The following is a 16,300-nucleotide window of genomic DNA, read 5'->3' as shown; positions in this document are numbered from 1 at the left end:
CACATGACCCAGGAACAGCAGGCCGTGCCGGACACCCGGCCGGAACCGCCCAACGCCGGAACCGAACGGGAAATCCTTACTGGTTTTCTCGATTTCCTGCGCGCCACCGCCGTGCATAAAGCCGAAGGACTCAGTGACGCCGATGCGGCCCGCCGCGTGCTGCCGTCACTGACCACCGTGTCGGGGCTGCTGCGGCATCTGGCCGACGTCGAGCGCTGCTGGTTCCGCGAGCGGCTCGACGGCGAGGCCGGGGTGCCGACCAGGTGGAGCGACGACGAGCCCGACGGGGAGTTCCTGGTCGGTCCCGGCGACAGCCTGGCTGCCATCATCAGCGACTACGAGGCCGCGTGTGCCGAATCCCGGGAAGTGCTCTCCCGCTACAACCTCGACGACGCCGTTTCCGGCAGTCCCTCCGGGCACAACGTGCGGTGGATCGTCACGCACATGATCGAGGAAACCGGACGGCACTGCGGGCATCTGGACATTGTGCGGGAACTGCTGGACGGCACTACGGGGGAGTAACGGGACGTGATGCCGGTTCGGCCGCGCCGGCATGCTCCCAGGCCCGGAAGTGTCCCATCGCGCTCAGGGCCAGCAGGGCCGCGGCAGTGAAAAACACTGCGGCGAACCCGAAGGGCGCGCGCAGGCCGAACGCGGTGGCCAGTACGCCGCCCAGCACTGCGCCCAGCGTCAGCCCCAACAGCCCGGCCAGCCGGCCCACCGCCCCGACCCTGCCCATGAGGTCCGCCGGAGTCAGTTGTTGCCGGAGCGAGGCGGCCATGATGTTCCAGACCACGGAATGGCCAATGTAGACCGCCAGGGCACCGGCCACCACCCACACATTGGTGGTGCAGGCAATAACGGCAAAGGCGGCGGCGCCGGCAAGGAGCGCCGCGGTTATGGTCCAGCCGTAACCGATGGCGCGGCGAATCCGGCTTGCGGTGAAACTGCCCAGCAGCCCGCCCACAGCGGAAAAAGACAACAGCAGGCCGTAGCCGGCGGCATCGAGGCCCAGCACGTCGCGTGCATAGAGCACGAGGTAGGAGAAGGGAATCATATAGCCGGTGCTTGCCAGCGCACCGATGATGATCAGGGTCCGGACGATGGGATGGCCCACCGCCCATGCCGCACCTTCCCGGATCTGTCTCCGGATTCCTCCTGTCGGCCGGACACCGGTGCTGCCGGGGGCGGCGGAATAGTCCTGCCGCAGCCGCCAGTAGGCGGCTCCGGCCAGGAGGAAGGCTCCGACCGTCAGCAGTGACGGCGCGAACACGGCCAGACCGAAAAGGAATCCACCCAGCGGCGGACCGATGAATTCATCCACCAAGCTCTGCGTTCCCGCAATTTGGCTGTTGGCCCGGTCCAGGCCGGCCGGTGCAACGGCCTGGGGCAGGACGGCGACGGCGGTGCTGTCGGAAATGGTTTCGACGATACCCATAAACGCATAGACGGCGTACAGGGCCGCCATGGGTGCTGCGTCGGCGGCCACCAGTGCGGTGAGAGCGGCAAAGACGGCTGCCCGGGAGAAGTTGGCCAGATAAAGCAGCCGGCGCCGGTCCACGCGGTCCACCAGGACGCCGATGCCCAGGACCGTCAGCAGGCGCGGTGCGGTATAGGCGACTGACAAGGCGGCAATGGCCAGCGGATCACGCGTGATGGCGGCCGCCAGCAGGGGGAGCGCAACAAACGTCACGCCGTCGGCGAGGTTTGAGGAGGCGCTGCCGATCCAGATCCGCCGGTACTCCGGCCCAAGCTTCATCGGTAACTCCGTTTCCCGGCTCCGGGCAGGGCGATTATGGCAGCAACAACGGCAATTCGTGGTCTAATTTTCAGTTGCTTGGTTCTCCTCAAAGGGCGGGGCCGAATACTCCAGTCCTCGGCCATGATTGGCTGAGCGACGGTGGCAAGCCTTGAATGCTCGACAATGGAATAGCGTTTTCGGCGGAAGTTTCCATGCGGCCAGTTGCTGTGCCTCCGGAATTTTCCCCTCAATGTGGATGCGGTCACATCGTGACTTGAATCAGTATGGACACATTTGGTGCCGACCGCAACTGAGAATCATTGGAAGTATTACGGTGCTGTAATTTACCCGGTAATACTTAGGGCGGGCATAAAAGAGGAGGCGTCATAAAGCCGGAAACGTACCCGATTGAGCGACTGCAACCGAGCTAACCGCGGCTTGGGACTAACCGCAGTCGTTGTCCTCCAGCCAGGACTTCATACCGGCATAAATATCCGGTGTGTCCTGCGCAGCGGCATCCGCCGTCACTCCGGTCAGGCCGGACAGCCGCACGCTGAAGACGGACTCGTGCTCTCCGGTGGGGGTAATAAGGTATTCCAGCTCTCCTGCCGGTTCGCCGGCCACCTGTTCATCCCAGCGCGCGTCGAAGGTCATCACGAGCCGGTAGGGGGCATCCGCATCCAGGACCGTTCCGACAATGAGGCCGTCATCCCCGCCCATCGAGTAGTCGGTGTCCGGCTCCATGGGACCGCGCAGGACGGAGTTCCACATCCAGCTGCGCGGCACATTGGTGGCGGTGATGGCGCGCCACACCGCCTCGGGCGGACATGACAGGGCCGTGGAGTAGATGATCTCCGTTGAGGCAGCGTGGGGCATGGCGGTGGCCTTTCCGTACAGCGCGGTATCGATATGCGCGGGCCGGAGGGTGGAAACGTTGCGAGACCCGGACCGGTGGCCGAGAATAATTCAGGCTCCCGCGGTGCACCAGCGCATGTTGCCGGATCGTTACCGGCCCGGTTGGTAAATTCCGTTCAGCATGTAGCCGCCGGTGAAATTTCCGTCCGGTTCGACAATGACGGTTTGGGCGCCGGAATAGGCAACAATGCGGACCCGGGTGCCCTTGGGGAGCTCCACCTTTTTGGTTGTCCCCACGGTAATGGCCGATATATCCCGGTCTCCGTCAATCTGCACACGCCCTTCCAGATTCATTCTTCCGTAATCGAGGCTGTAGATGGTTTTGGTGACCACACCGTATTTACCGATGTAGGACGGTGCCTCGTCCCGGCGAATGTCTCTTTTTCTGGTGAGGGCTGAGGCCCAGAAGTGGACAGCGGCGGCGGCAACCAACCCCACGGCGATGCCGGCGGCCGGGAGCGCGCCGTCAATGCGGTCAGGCCGCCAATGATGCCAAAGGGAAGGGTGGTCCACCACCATGAGGGCGGAAGGTAGCCGCGTCCGTTTTGGAAGTTTTTGAGAAGGGCCCACAGCCCTACGCCCCAAGCCATGGGGAAAACTGCATAAAGCACTGTCGGTGTTCCCTTATCCGTGCGGTCTAGGCATCAAACCGGACAAATGCCCGCACTGCCGGTCCGCCGTCGTCCTCTTCCCGCGCCTGCCGGTAACCGAGGGATTCATAGAAGGCCTTTTGGCCCGGTTCGGTATCCGTGAGCAGCACTTTTTGCCTCACGTGGGCATACGGCGCCAGGACACGTTCGACCAGGGTCCTGCCCAGCCCTGTTCGCTGGTACCGGGGGTCAACGAGGACATCCTGCAGGTAACAGATGGAGTGTCCGTCGGTGATAACACGTGCCAGGCCGGCCAGATCCGCGCCGTCTCGGGCCACGGTGAGCAGCGTGGAACCGGCGAGGGCGGCAGTCAGCTTTCCGGGGTCTTCGGTGTAGGCGGTCCAGCCTACTGAGTCGTACAGTCGTACGACGGCGGCAACGGGGAGGTCTGATCCGTCGGCATATTCAACTATTGGCATGATCACCAGCCTAACCGTCCGCCAGGCACGTGCACCCTAGCGGGTTCCGGCGGTGTCCTTTTCCTTCTCCACCAGGGGATCGGGGTCAAGGAAGGCAACCGTGATCACCGCGGCTGTCTGTTCGATCTGCCATTCCCGCGCGCCGAGGTCCCGCAGTGCGGCGCTGATGCTGTCCAGGTCGATGGTGGCCGGCGGACGCCACGCGACCCGGCGCAGGGTATCCGGTGTCAGCAGGTTCTCGACCGGCAGATTCAGCTTCTCCGCCACGGCTGCCAGCCGCGGTTTGGCTGTCTGCAGCCGTGCCGCAGCGGCCGGATCGTTCTTGGCCCATACCCGAGGGGGCGGCGGGGCGTGCGTGGGAATGTGCAGCGGGGGCAGGTCCCTCGTTGACCGGCCCGCTGAAATGCAGCGCATCCAGCGCGGAGCCTCTTTTTGAGCGGCACGGCCGTGGAAGCCGGGTGTTCCCAGCAGCTGGGGCACGGTGGTGGGCATGGCACGCGCGGCGGCCACGATCGCGGAGTCCGGGATCAGCCGTCCCGGTGCAGTGTCGCGGTTTTCCGCGAGGTGTTCGCGTTCGGTCCACAGCTCGCGGACGACGGCGAGCTGCCGGCGGTCACGCAGCTGGTGCATTCCGCTGGTGCGCCGCCAGGGATCGACCCGGGCGGCGCCGGCGGGGCGGTGCGGATCGCCTCGAATTCCTGCTCCGCGAAGGTGAGTTTCCCGGCGTCGTCGAGCACCTTGATCAGTTCAGTCCGCAGTTCCGCCAGGACCTCGACGTCCAGTGCCGCGTAGCGGAGCCAGGGCTCGGGCAGCGGGCGGGTGGACCAGTCTGCGGCGGAGTGTTCCTTGGCCAGGGTGAACCCGAGCAGGTTCTCGATCACGGCGGCCAGACCTACGCGGGGGAGCCCGGCCAGGCGTGCAGCCAGTTCCGTGTCGAAGAGCCTATCGGGCCACATGCCCAGTTCGGACAGGCAGGGCAGGTCCTGGGTTGCCGCGTGCAGGATCCATTCGACGCCTGAGAGGGCATCGTTAATGATGTCCAGATTGTCGAAGGGTTCCGGATCTATCAGCCAGGTACCGGAACCCTCCCGGCGGATTTGGACCAGGAAGGCGCGCTGCCCGTAGCGGAACCCCGAGGCGCGCTCTGCGTCGACTCCTGCAGGTCCGGTCCCTGCGGCGAGGGCCTTGGCTGCGCGTTCCAGTCCCCGGGGGGTGTCGATGATCAGCGGCACCCCGTCTTTTGGCGCCGCCAGGAGCGGGAGCTCCGGAGGTTCACCGTTCGGATCAGCGGATGGGGTTTGCGGGGCGGAGCCGGGTGTTTGCACGGTCATAAGGACCTCAGTCTATCGAGTCTGCCGGTGCCGCAGTGACAGGGCCGACGCCGGCAGGCCGGGGCCACGGGATGTTCCTGTTCGACGGACGGGGTTCTGAGGGATCAACTGCGGCGCACCCGCGGCAGGGGAGTGACGCCCTCCGGCAGCGGCGGCAGTCCGGCGAAGGTGCAGACCATGTCCGACCACGCTTCCAGATGTGCCTGGACGTCGGCGGCGTCAGGGTCCAGGAGGCCCGCAGCTCGATGTCGATGGCATCGCCGCGGCCCGCCAGGGTGCCGTAGCTTTCGGACAGGATCCGGGTCGCCGTTCCGCCCGCTGACGTGTAGCCGGCCTTGTGTTCCTGCAGGGCTTCCACCAGCCAGGTCCAGGCCACCGAGCCCACCAGCTCATCGTTGCCCATATCCGGTTCCAGTTCGGCGCGGATGTAGGTGACAATCCGGAAGGTTCCGTTCCACACGGCTGACCCGTCCGGGTCATGCAGCAGGATAAAGCGGCCCGTCGCGAGTTCGGTCTGCTCCGGAATGACGATTCCTGAGGGCCCGTGTCCGAGCCCTTCATCGCGCGCCAGCGGGCCGGAGGCGAGGACCTCCGCACCCAGGGACACCGCGAACGGTGCCAGCCGGGCGGGAGCCGGAATTTCGTTCAGGTGCAGCTCCGGGCGGCACTGGGCGCGCCGCAGGGAACCGAGGGCTTTCAGGAAGTCTGGGGGTACTTGTGATAAGTCACCGATTGCACTCACCTTCGCAGACTACGGGGGCCGCCTCCGGGCGGAGGATGAGGCTCGCCGACGTATCCCATTCGTTACCTGTCCAGCCTAGGAGGGGTTGCATCCGGCGGGAAGGTTCAGTCCGCCCGGCAAGAGGGGATTCCGCTTAGTCGTCCTGAAGTCCGGCCTCCCCGGGATGTGCACAGCGCATCCCTCAATCTGCCCCCAACGTCAGCGGCCCCGGTCCCTCCTGTGGAGAGAGTCCGGAGCCGCCGGGTAAAACAAAAAACTAGCTGATCGGCAGTGCGTCCGGGTCGCCGGGTGTCCCGGGAGCATGCGGACCGGCAGCAATCTCACGCGCGATGGCTTCGGCAAACGCGTCGACGTCGGCCTCGGAGGTGTCGAACGTGCACATCCAGCGCACCTCGCCCGTGGCCTGGTCCCAGTCGTAGAACCGGACGGAGGAGCGCAGGCGGTCGGCAACTCCGGCCGGCAGCTTGGCGAACACCGCGTTGGACTCGGTGGGCTGGGTGAGTTCCACGCCGTCGATCTTCTCCACCGCGGCCCGCAGCCGCTGCGCCATGGCGTTGGCGTGGGAGGCAGAGCGCAGCCACAGGTCATCCTCGTAGAGGGCGACGAACTGGGCGGAGATGAACCGCATCTTGGAAGCGAGCTGCATGTTCATCTTGCGCAGGTAATCCAGGCCGGGGGAGGCCTCGGGGTTCAGCGAGACGATGCACTCGCCGTACATCATGCCGTTCTTGGTGCCGCCCAGGGACAGGATGTCGACGCCGGCGTCGGTGGTCATGGCGCCCATGCCTACCCCCAGCGCTGCGGCGGCGTTGCCCAGCCGGGCGCCGTCCATGTGCAGGAGCATGCCGTGCTGGTGGCAGTGCTCGGCAATGGCGGTGATTTCCTCCACGGTGTAGAGGGTGCCGAGCTCGGTGGACTGGGTGATGGACACGGCCAGTGGCTGGGCGCGGTGCTCATCGCCCCAGCCCCAGGCCTCCTGGTCGATCAGTTCGGGTGTCAGCTTGCCGTCCGGTGCCGGGATCTGCAGCAGTTTCATGCCGCCGATCCGCTCCGGTGCGCCGTTCTCGTCCACGTTGATGTGGGCGGTGGAGGCACAGATGACCGCACCCCAACGCGGCAGCAGCGACTGCAGGGCGGTCACGTTGGCGCCGGTGCCGTTGAAGACCGGGAAGGCGCGCATCTGCGGGCCGAAGTGCGCGGTTAGGACCTCGCGCAGTTTCACGGTGTACACGTCTTCGCCGTAGGCCACCTGATGGCCCTGGTTCGCGGCGGTCAGCGCATCGAGGATCTCGGGATGCACGCCGGAGTAGTTGTCCGAGGCAAAGGCGCGGATGGATATGTCATGCAGCGGGGAAATGTTGGTCACAGTGTCCAGTATCTCTTACGCACTGTTCGGTTCGAACCGCGGCTCTGCCTGCGGGACCAGCGGGATGCGCCGGCCGTTCAGCTCAGCGGCATCCTCGCTGAACAGCCCGACGACGGCGGCGGCCAGGTCCTGCACGTCGGTGTAGGTGCTGAAATCCCGTTCCGGCTCGGCCGAATGCATCGAGTCGTCCACCAGTGCCTTGACCACGAACACGACGGCAGCCGAGTGCTGCGGCTGCGGATTGTCCTTGGCGCCTGCCTGCCCCCGGCGGAAGCCCTGCGCGATGGCCTGCACCCAGGCCTCCGCGGCGGCCTTGGCTGCCGCGTACCCGGCGCCGCCGGCGGTGGGGGACTCCACGGCGGTGGAGGACACGATGGCCAGCCGGCCGTCGTCGGACGCTGCCAGCTGGTCGTAAAAGCTGCGGCTGACGTTGCGCAGGGTCTGCAGGATGTTGGTTTGCAGGAAGTCCCAGTCATCCTCCTTCTGTCCGGTGATGCCGCCGCCGCCGCGCCAGCCGCCCACCAGGTGAATCAGGCCGTCGATTCCGCCGTACATCTCCTGCAGGTCCTGCGACAGCGCCTCCACATCACCGGGACGCGAGAGGTCACAGGTGCGCAGGTCGGCGTCGAACAGGTCAAAGAGGGTGGTTTCCAGCCGGGCGGCGTCGCGCCCAATGGCCACGACCTTTGCACCGGCCGCTTCCAGTGCCCTGCACACGGCGACGCCGGAGGCGGAGGTGGCACCGGCCACCAGGACGGTGCGTCCGCGGACGGACAGCGGAGCGTCGGATGTTCCCGGGGCCGGCTGAGTGCTCATTTAGTTCGAACTCCCTGTGATTCCCGAGGTGGACTCGATAACCGGGCCCATCTTCTTGGACAGCGCTTCGTAGAACATGGACAGCGGAAATTCGTCGTCCAGCACCTGGTCCGTCAGCCCGCGCGGCGGGCCGTCGAGCGGCAGCGCCTCCGGTCCCTTGGCCCACATGGACGCCGGATTGGGCGTCAGCGTCGCGGACACGAGATCATAGGCGGCTAACCAGTGGGCGGTCTTCGGCCGGTCAATGGAACGCCAGTACAGCTCCTCGATGTTCGCCCCCAGGCGGACGACGACGTCGGCCACGTCCTCCCAGTCGATGCTCAGCTTCCCGTCGGTCCAGTGCAGAACGTGGTTCTGGTGCATCCAGGCGAAGAGCAGCTGGCCGCCGAGCCCGTCATAGTTGCGCACCCGGCTGCCCGTGATGGCGAACCGGAAGATCCGGTCAAAGATCACCGCGTACTGCACCAGCGTGGCATGTTTGCGCGCTTCGGGGGAAGCGTCCTCGTCCTTTTCGATCTTCACGGCTTCGCGGAAGGCGGTGAGGTCGCAGCGCAGCTCCTCCAGGGAGTAGAGGAAGTACGGCATGCGCTGTTTGATCATGAACGGATCGAAGGGCAGGTCTCCGCGCATGTGCGTGCGGTCGTGGATCAGGTCCCACATCACGAAGGTTTCCTCGGTGAGGTGCTGGTCGTCCAGCAGCGCGGCGGCGTCCTCCGGCAGCTGCAGCGACGTGATCTCGGCGGCGGCGCGCAGCACCCGCCGGAAACGTGCGGCTTCGCGGTCGGCGAAGATGGCGCCCCACGTGAAGGTGGGGGTTTCGCGGACAGCAACGGATTCGGGGAACAGCACGGCCGAGTTGGTGTCATAGCCCGGGGTGAAGTCCAGGAAGCGGATGGGGACAAAAAGCTTGTTGGAGTACTCACCAGCCTCCAGTTCGCCGACGAAGTCGGGCCAGACAACCTCGATGAGCACCGCTTCCAGGCAGCGGTTGGTGGATCCGTTCTGGGTGTACATGGGGAACAGCACCAGGTGCCGCAGGCCGTCGGTGCGGTCCAGCTGCGGGGAGAAAGCGAGCAGGGAATCCAGGAAATCAGGTTCGCCCAGTCCCTCGGCGGCCCAGCGCTGCAGGTCCTGAATCACCAGCCGGAGGTATTCGGCGTCGTGCGGGAAAGCAGGAGCCAGGGCTTCGACGGCGGCAGCGGCGGTGCCAATCAGTGCCTCGGCAGCGCTCTTGTTGTCGGCGTCGACCGAGCCGTTCTTGTTCTGCAGCGGCTGCAGATCGGTGGCAGCCTGCTTGAGCGCCTGCCACGCCCGGGAGTCCACCGGGTCGCTGCCGGCAGCGACGTCCTCGAAACGGGTGCGGGGGAGCGAGGGGAACGCGTGCAGGGACATGGCGGCGACCTTCCGGAGATGCCGCTCCGAAAGCCGGGAGCGGCAGGTGATGTGTTGGGTCGAGCATACTCACGAAAAACTAACACTTACTCTGCGGCGGGGGTTTCATTAGGTTCTCTTATGCTGGATCGCGGGTGGCGGCGGGGACCATTAAAGGGTGCTGGCCGATGATCGCAGGTCGCCGGCCGATGCTGCGCTCAGCGTTCTTGTCCGCTCCGTTCCTGCCCGCGCCGGGCAGTACTGTTCCGCCGAGCTGCGGCGCGTGTTGCCCTTCTTCGCCGGGAGCATCGCAGGTCCGGCTGGCGGACTGCGACACCGTGAGGGAGGGTGCTAGCGGGTGCTGTCCGCATTTCGCACAACAACGAGTTCAGCGGCGCGGCTTGCCTTTTTGGCCGCCAAAAGAACCGCCACCAGGATGGCCAGGAGGCGCCGATGACAATTCTCCCGGCGACTTCCTCCGGAATATCCAGGGCGAGGATCAGAATTCCGCAGGCGGCAAAGATTGCGGCCGCCCCGTGGATCGGCCAGCGTGCAGCCCGGTGTCCGGCGGTCCAGGCTTCGGGTGAATGGGTCACATAGCCTACCCGAATACCCACAAAGGAATTCGGGCCCAGCTTTCCCCGCGCCGTTGCTTCCGCGACCCACGACAATGTCATTCCGGCTGCAATTAAAAGACTCCAATGATCCCCATGGGCCCACTCTAGCCGGTGGCTCGCACGGCTTACTGCCAGAGGGTACGCAGATGCGTGATCTCAAAGCCGTGGTTGCGTAAATTGGCGCTGCTTGGCGAGCCGACCGCGGAGGTAACCACGGTGAGATCGCTCGCCGCCGCAGCGTCCGCCAGGCGACGGTGAATGAGGGCTGACTGGCAGCCGCGGCGTCGAAAAGCAGGCAGAGTCGCGGCCCCGACAAAGAGGCTGAGGCCGCCGTGGACAAACAGGGCTGCTGCAGCTGCGGGTTGGCCGTTGACCGTGGCGAGATAGCGGCGCAGCCCCGGCGTGGCGTGTTCCCGGGCGAAGACATCCAGGGCTGTCACCGAGCTCGAAGCCATCGCATACCCGCGGATCAGGACGTCGCCGTAGTGGCCGTTGTCCCGGCCGACTTCCTTTACCTGCACTCCCGGCGGGAGGTCCGGGACGGCTGTGCGGGGCCGGGCATGCAGCAGGCAGCGCGGGAAACCGTGTTGCGGCAACCCGCCCAAACCGGCGGAAGGCGGCCTCGGGATAAACCGCTGCGGCGGCGCGGTAGTCCAGTTCCGACTTGACGGTAAGAATCGACTCGGCGACCGCGGCCACGGAATCAGCCACGTCTTTGCCTGGCCGGTCCGCTAGCCGGGACGGACGGCGGTCAGGCAGAACGGATGACCGGCCGGATCCAGCAGGACGCGCCACCGGTCGGGTGCCGGCTGCTGCTCAGCAGGCACTGCACCCAGAGCTACGGCTGCTGCGGCTGCGGACGCAAGCTCAGCCACGGCTACATCCAGGTGCATCTGCTGGTGCTGGGGGCCTTCGGGCCAGGACGGGGGAACATAGGTGTTCACGCGCATCAGCGTCAGCATCGGTCCGGCTCCCGCCAGGGCGACGACGCCGCGGTCGGGCGTGGCGAAGGCTTCTTCAAGTCCAAGAAGACGGGAATAGAAATCCGCCAAAACATCGGTATCCGGGCAATCAAGGGAAATGGATGCAAGCTGTCCAACGGGTTCGGTCATGGTCCTCAATCTACAGTCCCGAAGTATGCCTTATTTCCGCCGCATTGCTGAAGCACTCTTTTCTCCACCTGGCAGGACAGCCACACCGGGTATAGTCGGCGAAACTCATCAAGGAACGATCAGGGAAAGTGCACCTCTATTGACAGGAGCTGAATCAAGATTGCCGATCTTTACCGGAGTCCATATTTCCGCGCAATCTCTTAACCCAGCTCTTAACCCAGCCGTTCTTGGGCCGGCCGGATGGACGGTTTCGATATTCCTTGCCCTGTATTTGGCCCTGGTTGTCAGTGCTTTGATCAGCATCTCAAAAAGTGCACACCCTACGCCGACGGTCAGAGTGCTTTGGTTTCTGATTGTCCTCGTCGCTCCGTTTCTCGGTTCCCTCCTGTGGTTCATCCTCGGAAAGAAGAGGGTGCCCCGAAGCCCGGAACGCGGGCGCTAATGAGACGGTTTCTTGGTGATCCGCCAGGACCGTGAGCCGAGCAGAAAGCTGACAAGCACAAGCACGCCGGGCACTACGAGCCAGTTCCAGCTGCTGGTCCATCCGATGCCGACCCTGTCGGGGAATGAAAAGGCTTCAACGCCGACGAACAGGAAGGTTGCGTTGGCCTCCGCCGGTGCGTTCGAGTCGACGGCTGCGAGCATTCCAAGACTGAACAGCAGGAAAGCCACCCAGTAAGCGAAGAGTGTCAGTGCGGCCACTACGGCACCAACGGACCACTGCGGCCGGAGGGGGCTCTCCTCGGCATACTGCCTGGCCAGTGTGCTGGGGGCCCCGAGATCGGCGAGGGCCACTGTGGTTTCCCTGGGATCGCCGGCCAGCGCCTGGCGCAGTTCGCAGAGAGTGGCTTTACGTTCTCTGCCGGTGAGCACGCCCTCAAGGTGCCAGTCCAAACGGGTGAGGTACCAGTCGATGCGCAGCCGGTCACGAAAAGAACGGATTGGTGAATCTGCGGCCCGCAGACTGTGCTCAGTCATCTCGCGAATGCTCCTTGTCGGTGGCGTCGCGGACAGCCGTGGACACAAGGTGCCACTGCTCCTTCGCGGCTGCTCTTGCGGACTCGCCGGCTGTCGTCAGTGCGAAGTATTTTCGAGGCGGACCGTTGGTCGATGCCACCATCCGGGTGCTGACGAGGCCATCCCGCTCAAGCCGGCTAAGCAGCGGGTAGACCAGTCCCGTGGTCACTTCCAGTCCAAGGGTGCTGAGCCGTTCGGTGAGCTGATAGCCGTAGGATTCCTTTTCGGCGATCAGCGTAAGAGCCAGCAGGGGCAGGACGGCGCGGATCATCTGCGCGTCCTGCTGGGCCTGTATTCTGGACATGCTAGTAATAGAACATTAATAGTGTCCCCCGCACAAGGGTTTGCGGCGCAGGGGCTGCGGTACTAACGCCTCTCCCGGCCGCCAGGGGATTTCAGGTGCTCAGTAACCGCGGCTGTTGGGGGACTCTGTGCCGATAACCGTCAGCGATACCTCGGGGTGGTTTTTCTCCACCCGCTTGAGCGCCCACACATCATTGAACAGGGCCAGATACGCGCCGTCGGTGCGCTGGAGCACTTCGGCGCCGTGCACGTTGGCCAGCACCGCCGCGGCGTCGGGGGTGGTGAGCCGGGCCAGCGAGTAGGACAGCTGCTCGTAGCGCATGGGGGCGTTGAAGTCCTGCGTCATGCGGTCCTCGACCACTTCGAACTGCATGGGGCCGACGGCGGCCAGCACCGGCGCCTGGTCACCGCGCCGGTCCGAGCGCAGCACCTGGATGATGCCCTCGTGCTCCAGCTGGTCGATCCCGCGGCGGAACTGCTTGTAGCGGCTGGGGTCCTTGGACCGGGCCACGCGGAAGTGTTCCGGGCTGAAGAACGGAATCGGCGGGAACTCCACGGGTGCTTCCACGTACAGGCTGTCGCCCACACGGAGCGCCGACGCGTTCACCAATCCGACGACGTCGCCGGGCCAGGCCTGGTCGATGACCTCGCGTTCGCGGCCGAAGAGGTGCTGCGCGTACTTGGTGGCAAACGTCTTTCCGGTGTTGGAGTGCGTGACCACCATGCCGCGTTCGAAGACGCCCGAGCAGACCCGGATGAACGCGACATGGTCGCGGTGCGCCTTGTTCATGCCGGCCTGCACCTTGAACACGAAGCCCGAGAACGGTGCATCCACGGGACGCAGTTCACCGTCCTTGTCCTCACGGGGTCCGGCCGAGGGGGCCAGGTCCACCAGTGCGTCCAGGATCTGCTTGACGCCGAAGTTCAGGGCGGCGGAGGAGAAGAGGATGGGGGTGGCCTTGGCGTTGAGGAAGGCCTCGCGGTCAAACTCGCGCCCGTCAATGACCAGCTCGGCTTCGCCCAGAGAGTCCTCCCAGACCTCGCCTTCGCGCTCCAGGGCTTCCTCGGGAGTGAAATGGTCTTCCTTGGCCAGGGACGCTCCGGAGTTCTGGCGTTCAAACTTTACGTATTCGTCCTTCTCCAGGTCCCAGACGCCGCGGAAGTCTCCGGCGATGCCCACGGCCCAGGTCAGCGGCATGGGGGTGAGGCCGGTGCGCTCGGTGATTTCATCCATCAGCGCCAGCGGGTCCAGGCCCGGACGGTCCCACTTGTTGATCACGGTGATGATCGGCAGGTTGCGGGCGCGGCACACCTCGAAGAGCTTCATGGTCTGGGTTTCCAGGCCCTTGGCGGCGTCCACGAGCATGACGGCGCAGTCCACGGCGGCGAGCACACGGTAGGTGTCCTCGGAGAAGTCGGCGTGGCCGGGGGTGTCGAGCAGGTTGATGACGGTGTCCCGGTACGCGAACTGCAGTGCCGTGGAGCTGATGGAGATGCCGCGGTCCTTTTCCATCTGCATCCAGTCGGAGACCGTCTCGCGGCGGTTTTCCTTGCCGTTGGTGGCGCCTGCCGTGCCGATGACGCGGGCGTGCAGGGCCAGCGCCTCGGTCAGCGTGGACTTACCGGCGTCGGGGTGCGAGATTACAGCAAAGGTGCGGCGTCGGGAGGACTCGCGTGCAATTGCCGCAGTCGTTTTGCCGGCCGGACTGGTGGTGGCGCTGACGGTGGGCTGAACCTGTAAGGACACTCCGCTGCTTTCACATGTGGTGGGATGCGGCCGCAAGGTTGGACACTCGCGGCGGTGCTGCCGGCAATGACAGCCTTTCCATTCTAGCCGGTCGGTGCAGCCTCTCCAGACGGAGCAGTCCTGTTCCGGGGCACAGCAGCGGCGCTTCGCCCACGGCCCAGTAGCAGAGGCAGCACTGCCAGCGCGCAGAGTGCACTCATGGCGGCAATCAATGCCCGGTAATCCACGACGCCGGTCAGGGCAGCGTCGTAGTGCTCCGGGCGCATACCGGTGGTCGGGTGCCGGCGCCGCCGTGATCGCCTAGTGTGGTTTTCGACACCATCAACCCGGGCCTGCAACGGCCCTGCCTTCCATCGACGAAAGGCCTTTCCATGGCTGAAGCATTTATTATTGACGCAGTCCGCACCCCGGTTGGCCGCCGCAACGGAGGGCTGAGCACCATCCATCCCGCCGACATGGCCGCGCACGTCATTGCCGAAACGGTACGCCGCACCGGAATCGACTCCGCTGAATTAGACGAGGTTATCCTCGGTGCCATCGACCAGGTGGGTCCGCAGGCCATGGACATTGCCCGCACCGCCTGGCTGGCGGCGGGCCTGTCCGAACGCGTTCCGGGAACCACAGTGGAACGGCAGTGCGGGTCCGGACAGCAGGCCGTGTCCTACGCTGCGCAGGCGGTGATGAGCGGAACCAGCGACCTGGTGCTGGCCGGCGGAGTGCAGAGCATGTCCTCCATACCGATCGGCTACGCGAACACCGCGGCGAAGGAGCTGGGCTTCCCGGACCCCTTCACCGGATCCACGGGCTGGGCAGAGCGGTACGGGAACCAGAAGGTTTCCCAGTTCATTGGCGCCGAAATGATGGTGGACAAGTGGGGACTGACCCGCACCGAAATGGAGGACTTCGCCGTGGAGTCCCATGTCCGGGCGCTCGCCGCCCAGGCCCAGGGCCGCTTCGACCGTGAAATCCTGCCGCTGAACGGCATTAGCGCCGACGAGGGTCCGCGGGAACCGAACCGCGCCAAGATCGAGTCTCTGGTACCGCTGTCCGACGGCGGCCGTCTTACCGCCGCCACGTCGTCGCAGATTTCCGACGCCGCCGCCGTGCTGCTGCTGGCCTCCGAGGATGCCGTGCGGCGTTACGGCCTCAAGCCGCGGGCGCGCATCCATTCGATTTCCGCCCGCGGCGACGATCCGATCATGATGCTCAGCGCACCCATCGAGGCCACCCGCCACGCCCTGGGGCGTGCCGGCATGAGCCTGGACCAGATTGACCTGCTCGAAATCAATGAGGCCTTTGCCTCCGTCGTGCTGGCCTGGCAACGGGAGCTCGACGCTGACATGGACAAGGTGAACGTCAACGGCGGAGGAATCTCGCTGGGCCACCCGATCGGTGCCACGGGTGCCCGCATAATGACCACGCTGCTGCACGAACTGGAACGCACCGGCGGCCGCTACGGCCTGCAGACCATGTGTGAGGGCGGCGGACAGGCCAACGTCACGATCATCGAACGGCTCGACGAGGGGTTCCGGCTCTAGGGAGAACGCAGGCAAAGGGCATGTGTTCAGGTGCCTGCGCCTGCTCCGGCGCCAAAGAGCGCCGGAGCAGGCGGTCCGCCAGCCCTGCCGCCGCGGCACCGCCGGCGTAGGCGGGAAAGTCCCACGGATTGAACGTGGTCCCAAACACCAGGCGCAGCGGGGACCACTGTCCCGCCCACTGTGCCGGCCACGGAGTGAGCTGAAACAGCTCCACGGCGCAACAGAGGACGACGGCGGCCGCGGCCACGGCGGCGCAGCGTGCCCGGGGCGCGGCGAAAGCCAGCAGCAGATACAGCAGCGAGGCGTACAGGACTCCGCCTGCCGCATCTCCGGCGATCCCGGTCAACCCGGTCCGCGCCGTCAGGCCGGCAGCCACGACGCCCACTGCAGCGCAGGCGAGCGTTGCCCGGCGCAGCAGGGCCCGGCGCCGGTGCGGGTGCGGCACCGGGAGCCGGGGAGCCGGGTAGTCCGGCTCCCGGGCGGGTTGGGGTTGGAGGACGGCGGTAACTGGGACGGCGGCATGCCCGCAGGGTATCCCACCGGGACCCCGCGCGACCCGCTAGGGTGTTCCGTTGAAGGCAATGACACGTTGAAGGCAAAAGGTAAGAACTAGTT

Annotated in this window: 18 protein-coding genes and 1 pseudogene; 3 read left to right on the top strand and 16 right to left on the bottom strand. The window is 65.6% G+C overall.

Translation table 11 applies throughout. The annotated features are described in order from the left end of the window. The first annotated feature begins 3 nt into the window (after positions 1 to 3). Positions 4 to 522, top strand: a complete 519-nt coding sequence (locus tag OL239_RS12705) for a DinB family protein (protein ID WP_268909257.1) — start codon at positions 4 to 6, stop codon at positions 520 to 522. Here OL239_RS12705 and OL239_RS12700 read toward each other — a convergent pair. The 12 genes and pseudogenes from OL239_RS12700 to OL239_RS12650 all read right to left on the bottom strand — a co-directional run bounded on the left by OL239_RS12700 (position 509) and on the right by OL239_RS12650 (position 11,080). After that, positions 509 to 1,759, bottom strand: a complete 1,251-nt coding sequence (locus tag OL239_RS12700; RefSeq protein ID WP_268909256.1) for an MFS transporter — start codon at positions 1,757 to 1,759, stop codon at positions 509 to 511. The two genes, OL239_RS12705 and OL239_RS12700, sit on opposite strands and share 14 nt — an antisense overlap. 426 nt (positions 1,760 to 2,185) lie before the next feature. Further along, positions 2,186 to 2,617: an SRPBCC domain-containing protein gene (locus OL239_RS12695; protein ID WP_268909255.1), complete on the bottom strand. Its 432-nt coding sequence runs from the start codon at positions 2,615 to 2,617 to the stop codon at positions 2,186 to 2,188. Positions 2,618 to 2,746: 129 nt separating this feature from the next. Further along, positions 2,747 to 3,169 (bottom strand): NfeD family protein, encoded by a 423-nt coding sequence (locus OL239_RS12690; protein WP_268909254.1) that lies wholly within the window; start codon positions 3,167 to 3,169, stop codon positions 2,747 to 2,749. Positions 3,170 to 3,293: 124 nt separating this feature from the next. Continuing rightward, positions 3,294 to 3,725, bottom strand: coding sequence for a GNAT family N-acetyltransferase (locus OL239_RS12685; RefSeq protein ID WP_268909253.1), 432 nt, complete (start codon positions 3,723 to 3,725; stop codon positions 3,294 to 3,296). 36 nt (positions 3,726 to 3,761) lie between these two features. Next, positions 3,762 to 5,056: pseudogene (locus OL239_RS12680) on the bottom strand (HRDC domain-containing protein). Positions 5,057 to 5,063: 7 nt separating this feature from the next. Beyond that, complete coding sequence (locus OL239_RS12675; protein WP_442864302.1) at positions 5,064 to 5,789, bottom strand: DUF3000 domain-containing protein; 726 nt, start codon at positions 5,787 to 5,789, stop codon at positions 5,064 to 5,066. A 265-nt stretch (positions 5,790 to 6,054) separates the two neighbouring features. Beyond that, positions 6,055 to 7,164: a threonine aldolase family protein gene (locus OL239_RS12670; protein WP_268909252.1), complete on the bottom strand. Its 1,110-nt coding sequence runs from the start codon at positions 7,162 to 7,164 to the stop codon at positions 6,055 to 6,057. Between the two features lie 15 nt (positions 7,165 to 7,179). After that, positions 7,180 to 7,980: an SDR family NAD(P)-dependent oxidoreductase gene (locus tag OL239_RS12665; protein WP_268909251.1), complete on the bottom strand. Its 801-nt coding sequence runs from the start codon at positions 7,978 to 7,980 to the stop codon at positions 7,180 to 7,182. After that, positions 7,981 to 9,372: a DUF6421 family protein gene (locus OL239_RS12660; RefSeq protein ID WP_268909250.1), complete on the bottom strand. Its 1,392-nt coding sequence runs from the start codon at positions 9,370 to 9,372 to the stop codon at positions 7,981 to 7,983. 197 nt (positions 9,373 to 9,569) lie between these two features. Further along, complete coding sequence (locus OL239_RS20225; protein ID WP_442864143.1) at positions 9,570 to 10,028, bottom strand: SdpI family protein; 459 nt, start codon at positions 10,026 to 10,028, stop codon at positions 9,570 to 9,572. A 65-nt stretch (positions 10,029 to 10,093) separates the two neighbouring features. Further along, entirely contained in the window at positions 10,094 to 10,489 is a 396-nt protein-coding gene (locus tag OL239_RS12655) for a GNAT family N-acetyltransferase (RefSeq protein WP_268909249.1), read from the bottom strand. A 210-nt stretch (positions 10,490 to 10,699) separates the two neighbouring features. Next, on the bottom strand, positions 10,700 to 11,080 hold the full coding sequence (locus OL239_RS12650; protein ID WP_268909248.1) for a VOC family protein: 381 nt from the start codon (positions 11,078 to 11,080) through the stop codon (positions 10,700 to 10,702). On the opposite strand from OL239_RS12650, the gene OL239_RS20220 reads away from it, so the two are divergent. After that, positions 11,049 to 11,522, top strand: coding sequence for a PLD nuclease N-terminal domain-containing protein (locus OL239_RS20220; RefSeq protein ID WP_442864142.1), 474 nt, complete (start codon positions 11,049 to 11,051; stop codon positions 11,520 to 11,522). The genes OL239_RS12650 and OL239_RS20220 overlap by 32 nt on opposite strands. Here the strand turns inward: OL239_RS20220 and OL239_RS12645 are convergent. The 3 genes from OL239_RS12645 to OL239_RS12635 all read right to left on the bottom strand — a co-directional run bounded on the left by OL239_RS12645 (position 11,519) and on the right by OL239_RS12635 (position 14,081). Continuing rightward, positions 11,519 to 12,058 carry a hypothetical protein gene (locus OL239_RS12645; RefSeq protein ID WP_268909247.1) on the bottom strand — a complete coding sequence of 180 codons (540 nt, stop codon included), beginning with the start codon at positions 12,056 to 12,058 and terminating at the stop codon, positions 11,519 to 11,521. The genes OL239_RS20220 and OL239_RS12645 overlap by 4 nt on opposite strands. Beyond that, positions 12,051 to 12,368, bottom strand: coding sequence for a PadR family transcriptional regulator (locus tag OL239_RS12640; RefSeq protein ID WP_268909246.1), 318 nt, complete (start codon positions 12,366 to 12,368; stop codon positions 12,051 to 12,053). Before OL239_RS12640 ends, OL239_RS12645 begins: the two co-directional genes overlap by 8 nt. A gap of 132 nt (positions 12,369 to 12,500) precedes the next feature. Next, positions 12,501 to 14,081 (bottom strand): peptide chain release factor 3, encoded by a 1,581-nt coding sequence (locus tag OL239_RS12635; RefSeq protein WP_268911757.1) that lies wholly within the window; start codon positions 14,079 to 14,081, stop codon positions 12,501 to 12,503. A 437-nt stretch (positions 14,082 to 14,518) separates the two neighbouring features. Here OL239_RS12635 and OL239_RS12630 point away from each other — a divergent pair, with 437 nt between their 5' ends. Further along, on the top strand, positions 14,519 to 15,685 hold the full coding sequence (locus OL239_RS12630) for an acetyl-CoA C-acetyltransferase (RefSeq protein WP_268909245.1): 1,167 nt from the start codon (positions 14,519 to 14,521) through the stop codon (positions 15,683 to 15,685). Here the strand turns inward: OL239_RS12630 and OL239_RS12625 are convergent. Then, the gene (locus OL239_RS12625; protein ID WP_268909244.1) at positions 15,651 to 16,130 is read right to left on the bottom strand and encodes a DUF2809 domain-containing protein; all 480 of its coding nucleotides are present in this window, start codon (positions 16,128 to 16,130) and stop codon (positions 15,651 to 15,653) included. The genes OL239_RS12630 and OL239_RS12625 overlap by 35 nt on opposite strands. Between the last annotated feature and the right edge of the window lie 170 nt (positions 16,131 to 16,300).

The sequence above is a fragment of the Arthrobacter sp. ATA002 genome, from assembly GCF_026898095.1.
Taxonomy (GTDB): domain Bacteria; phylum Actinomycetota; class Actinomycetes; order Actinomycetales; family Micrococcaceae; genus Arthrobacter_B.
The sequence above is the reverse complement of the archived record's forward strand: the minus strand, read 5'-3'. Positions and strand labels throughout refer to the sequence as shown.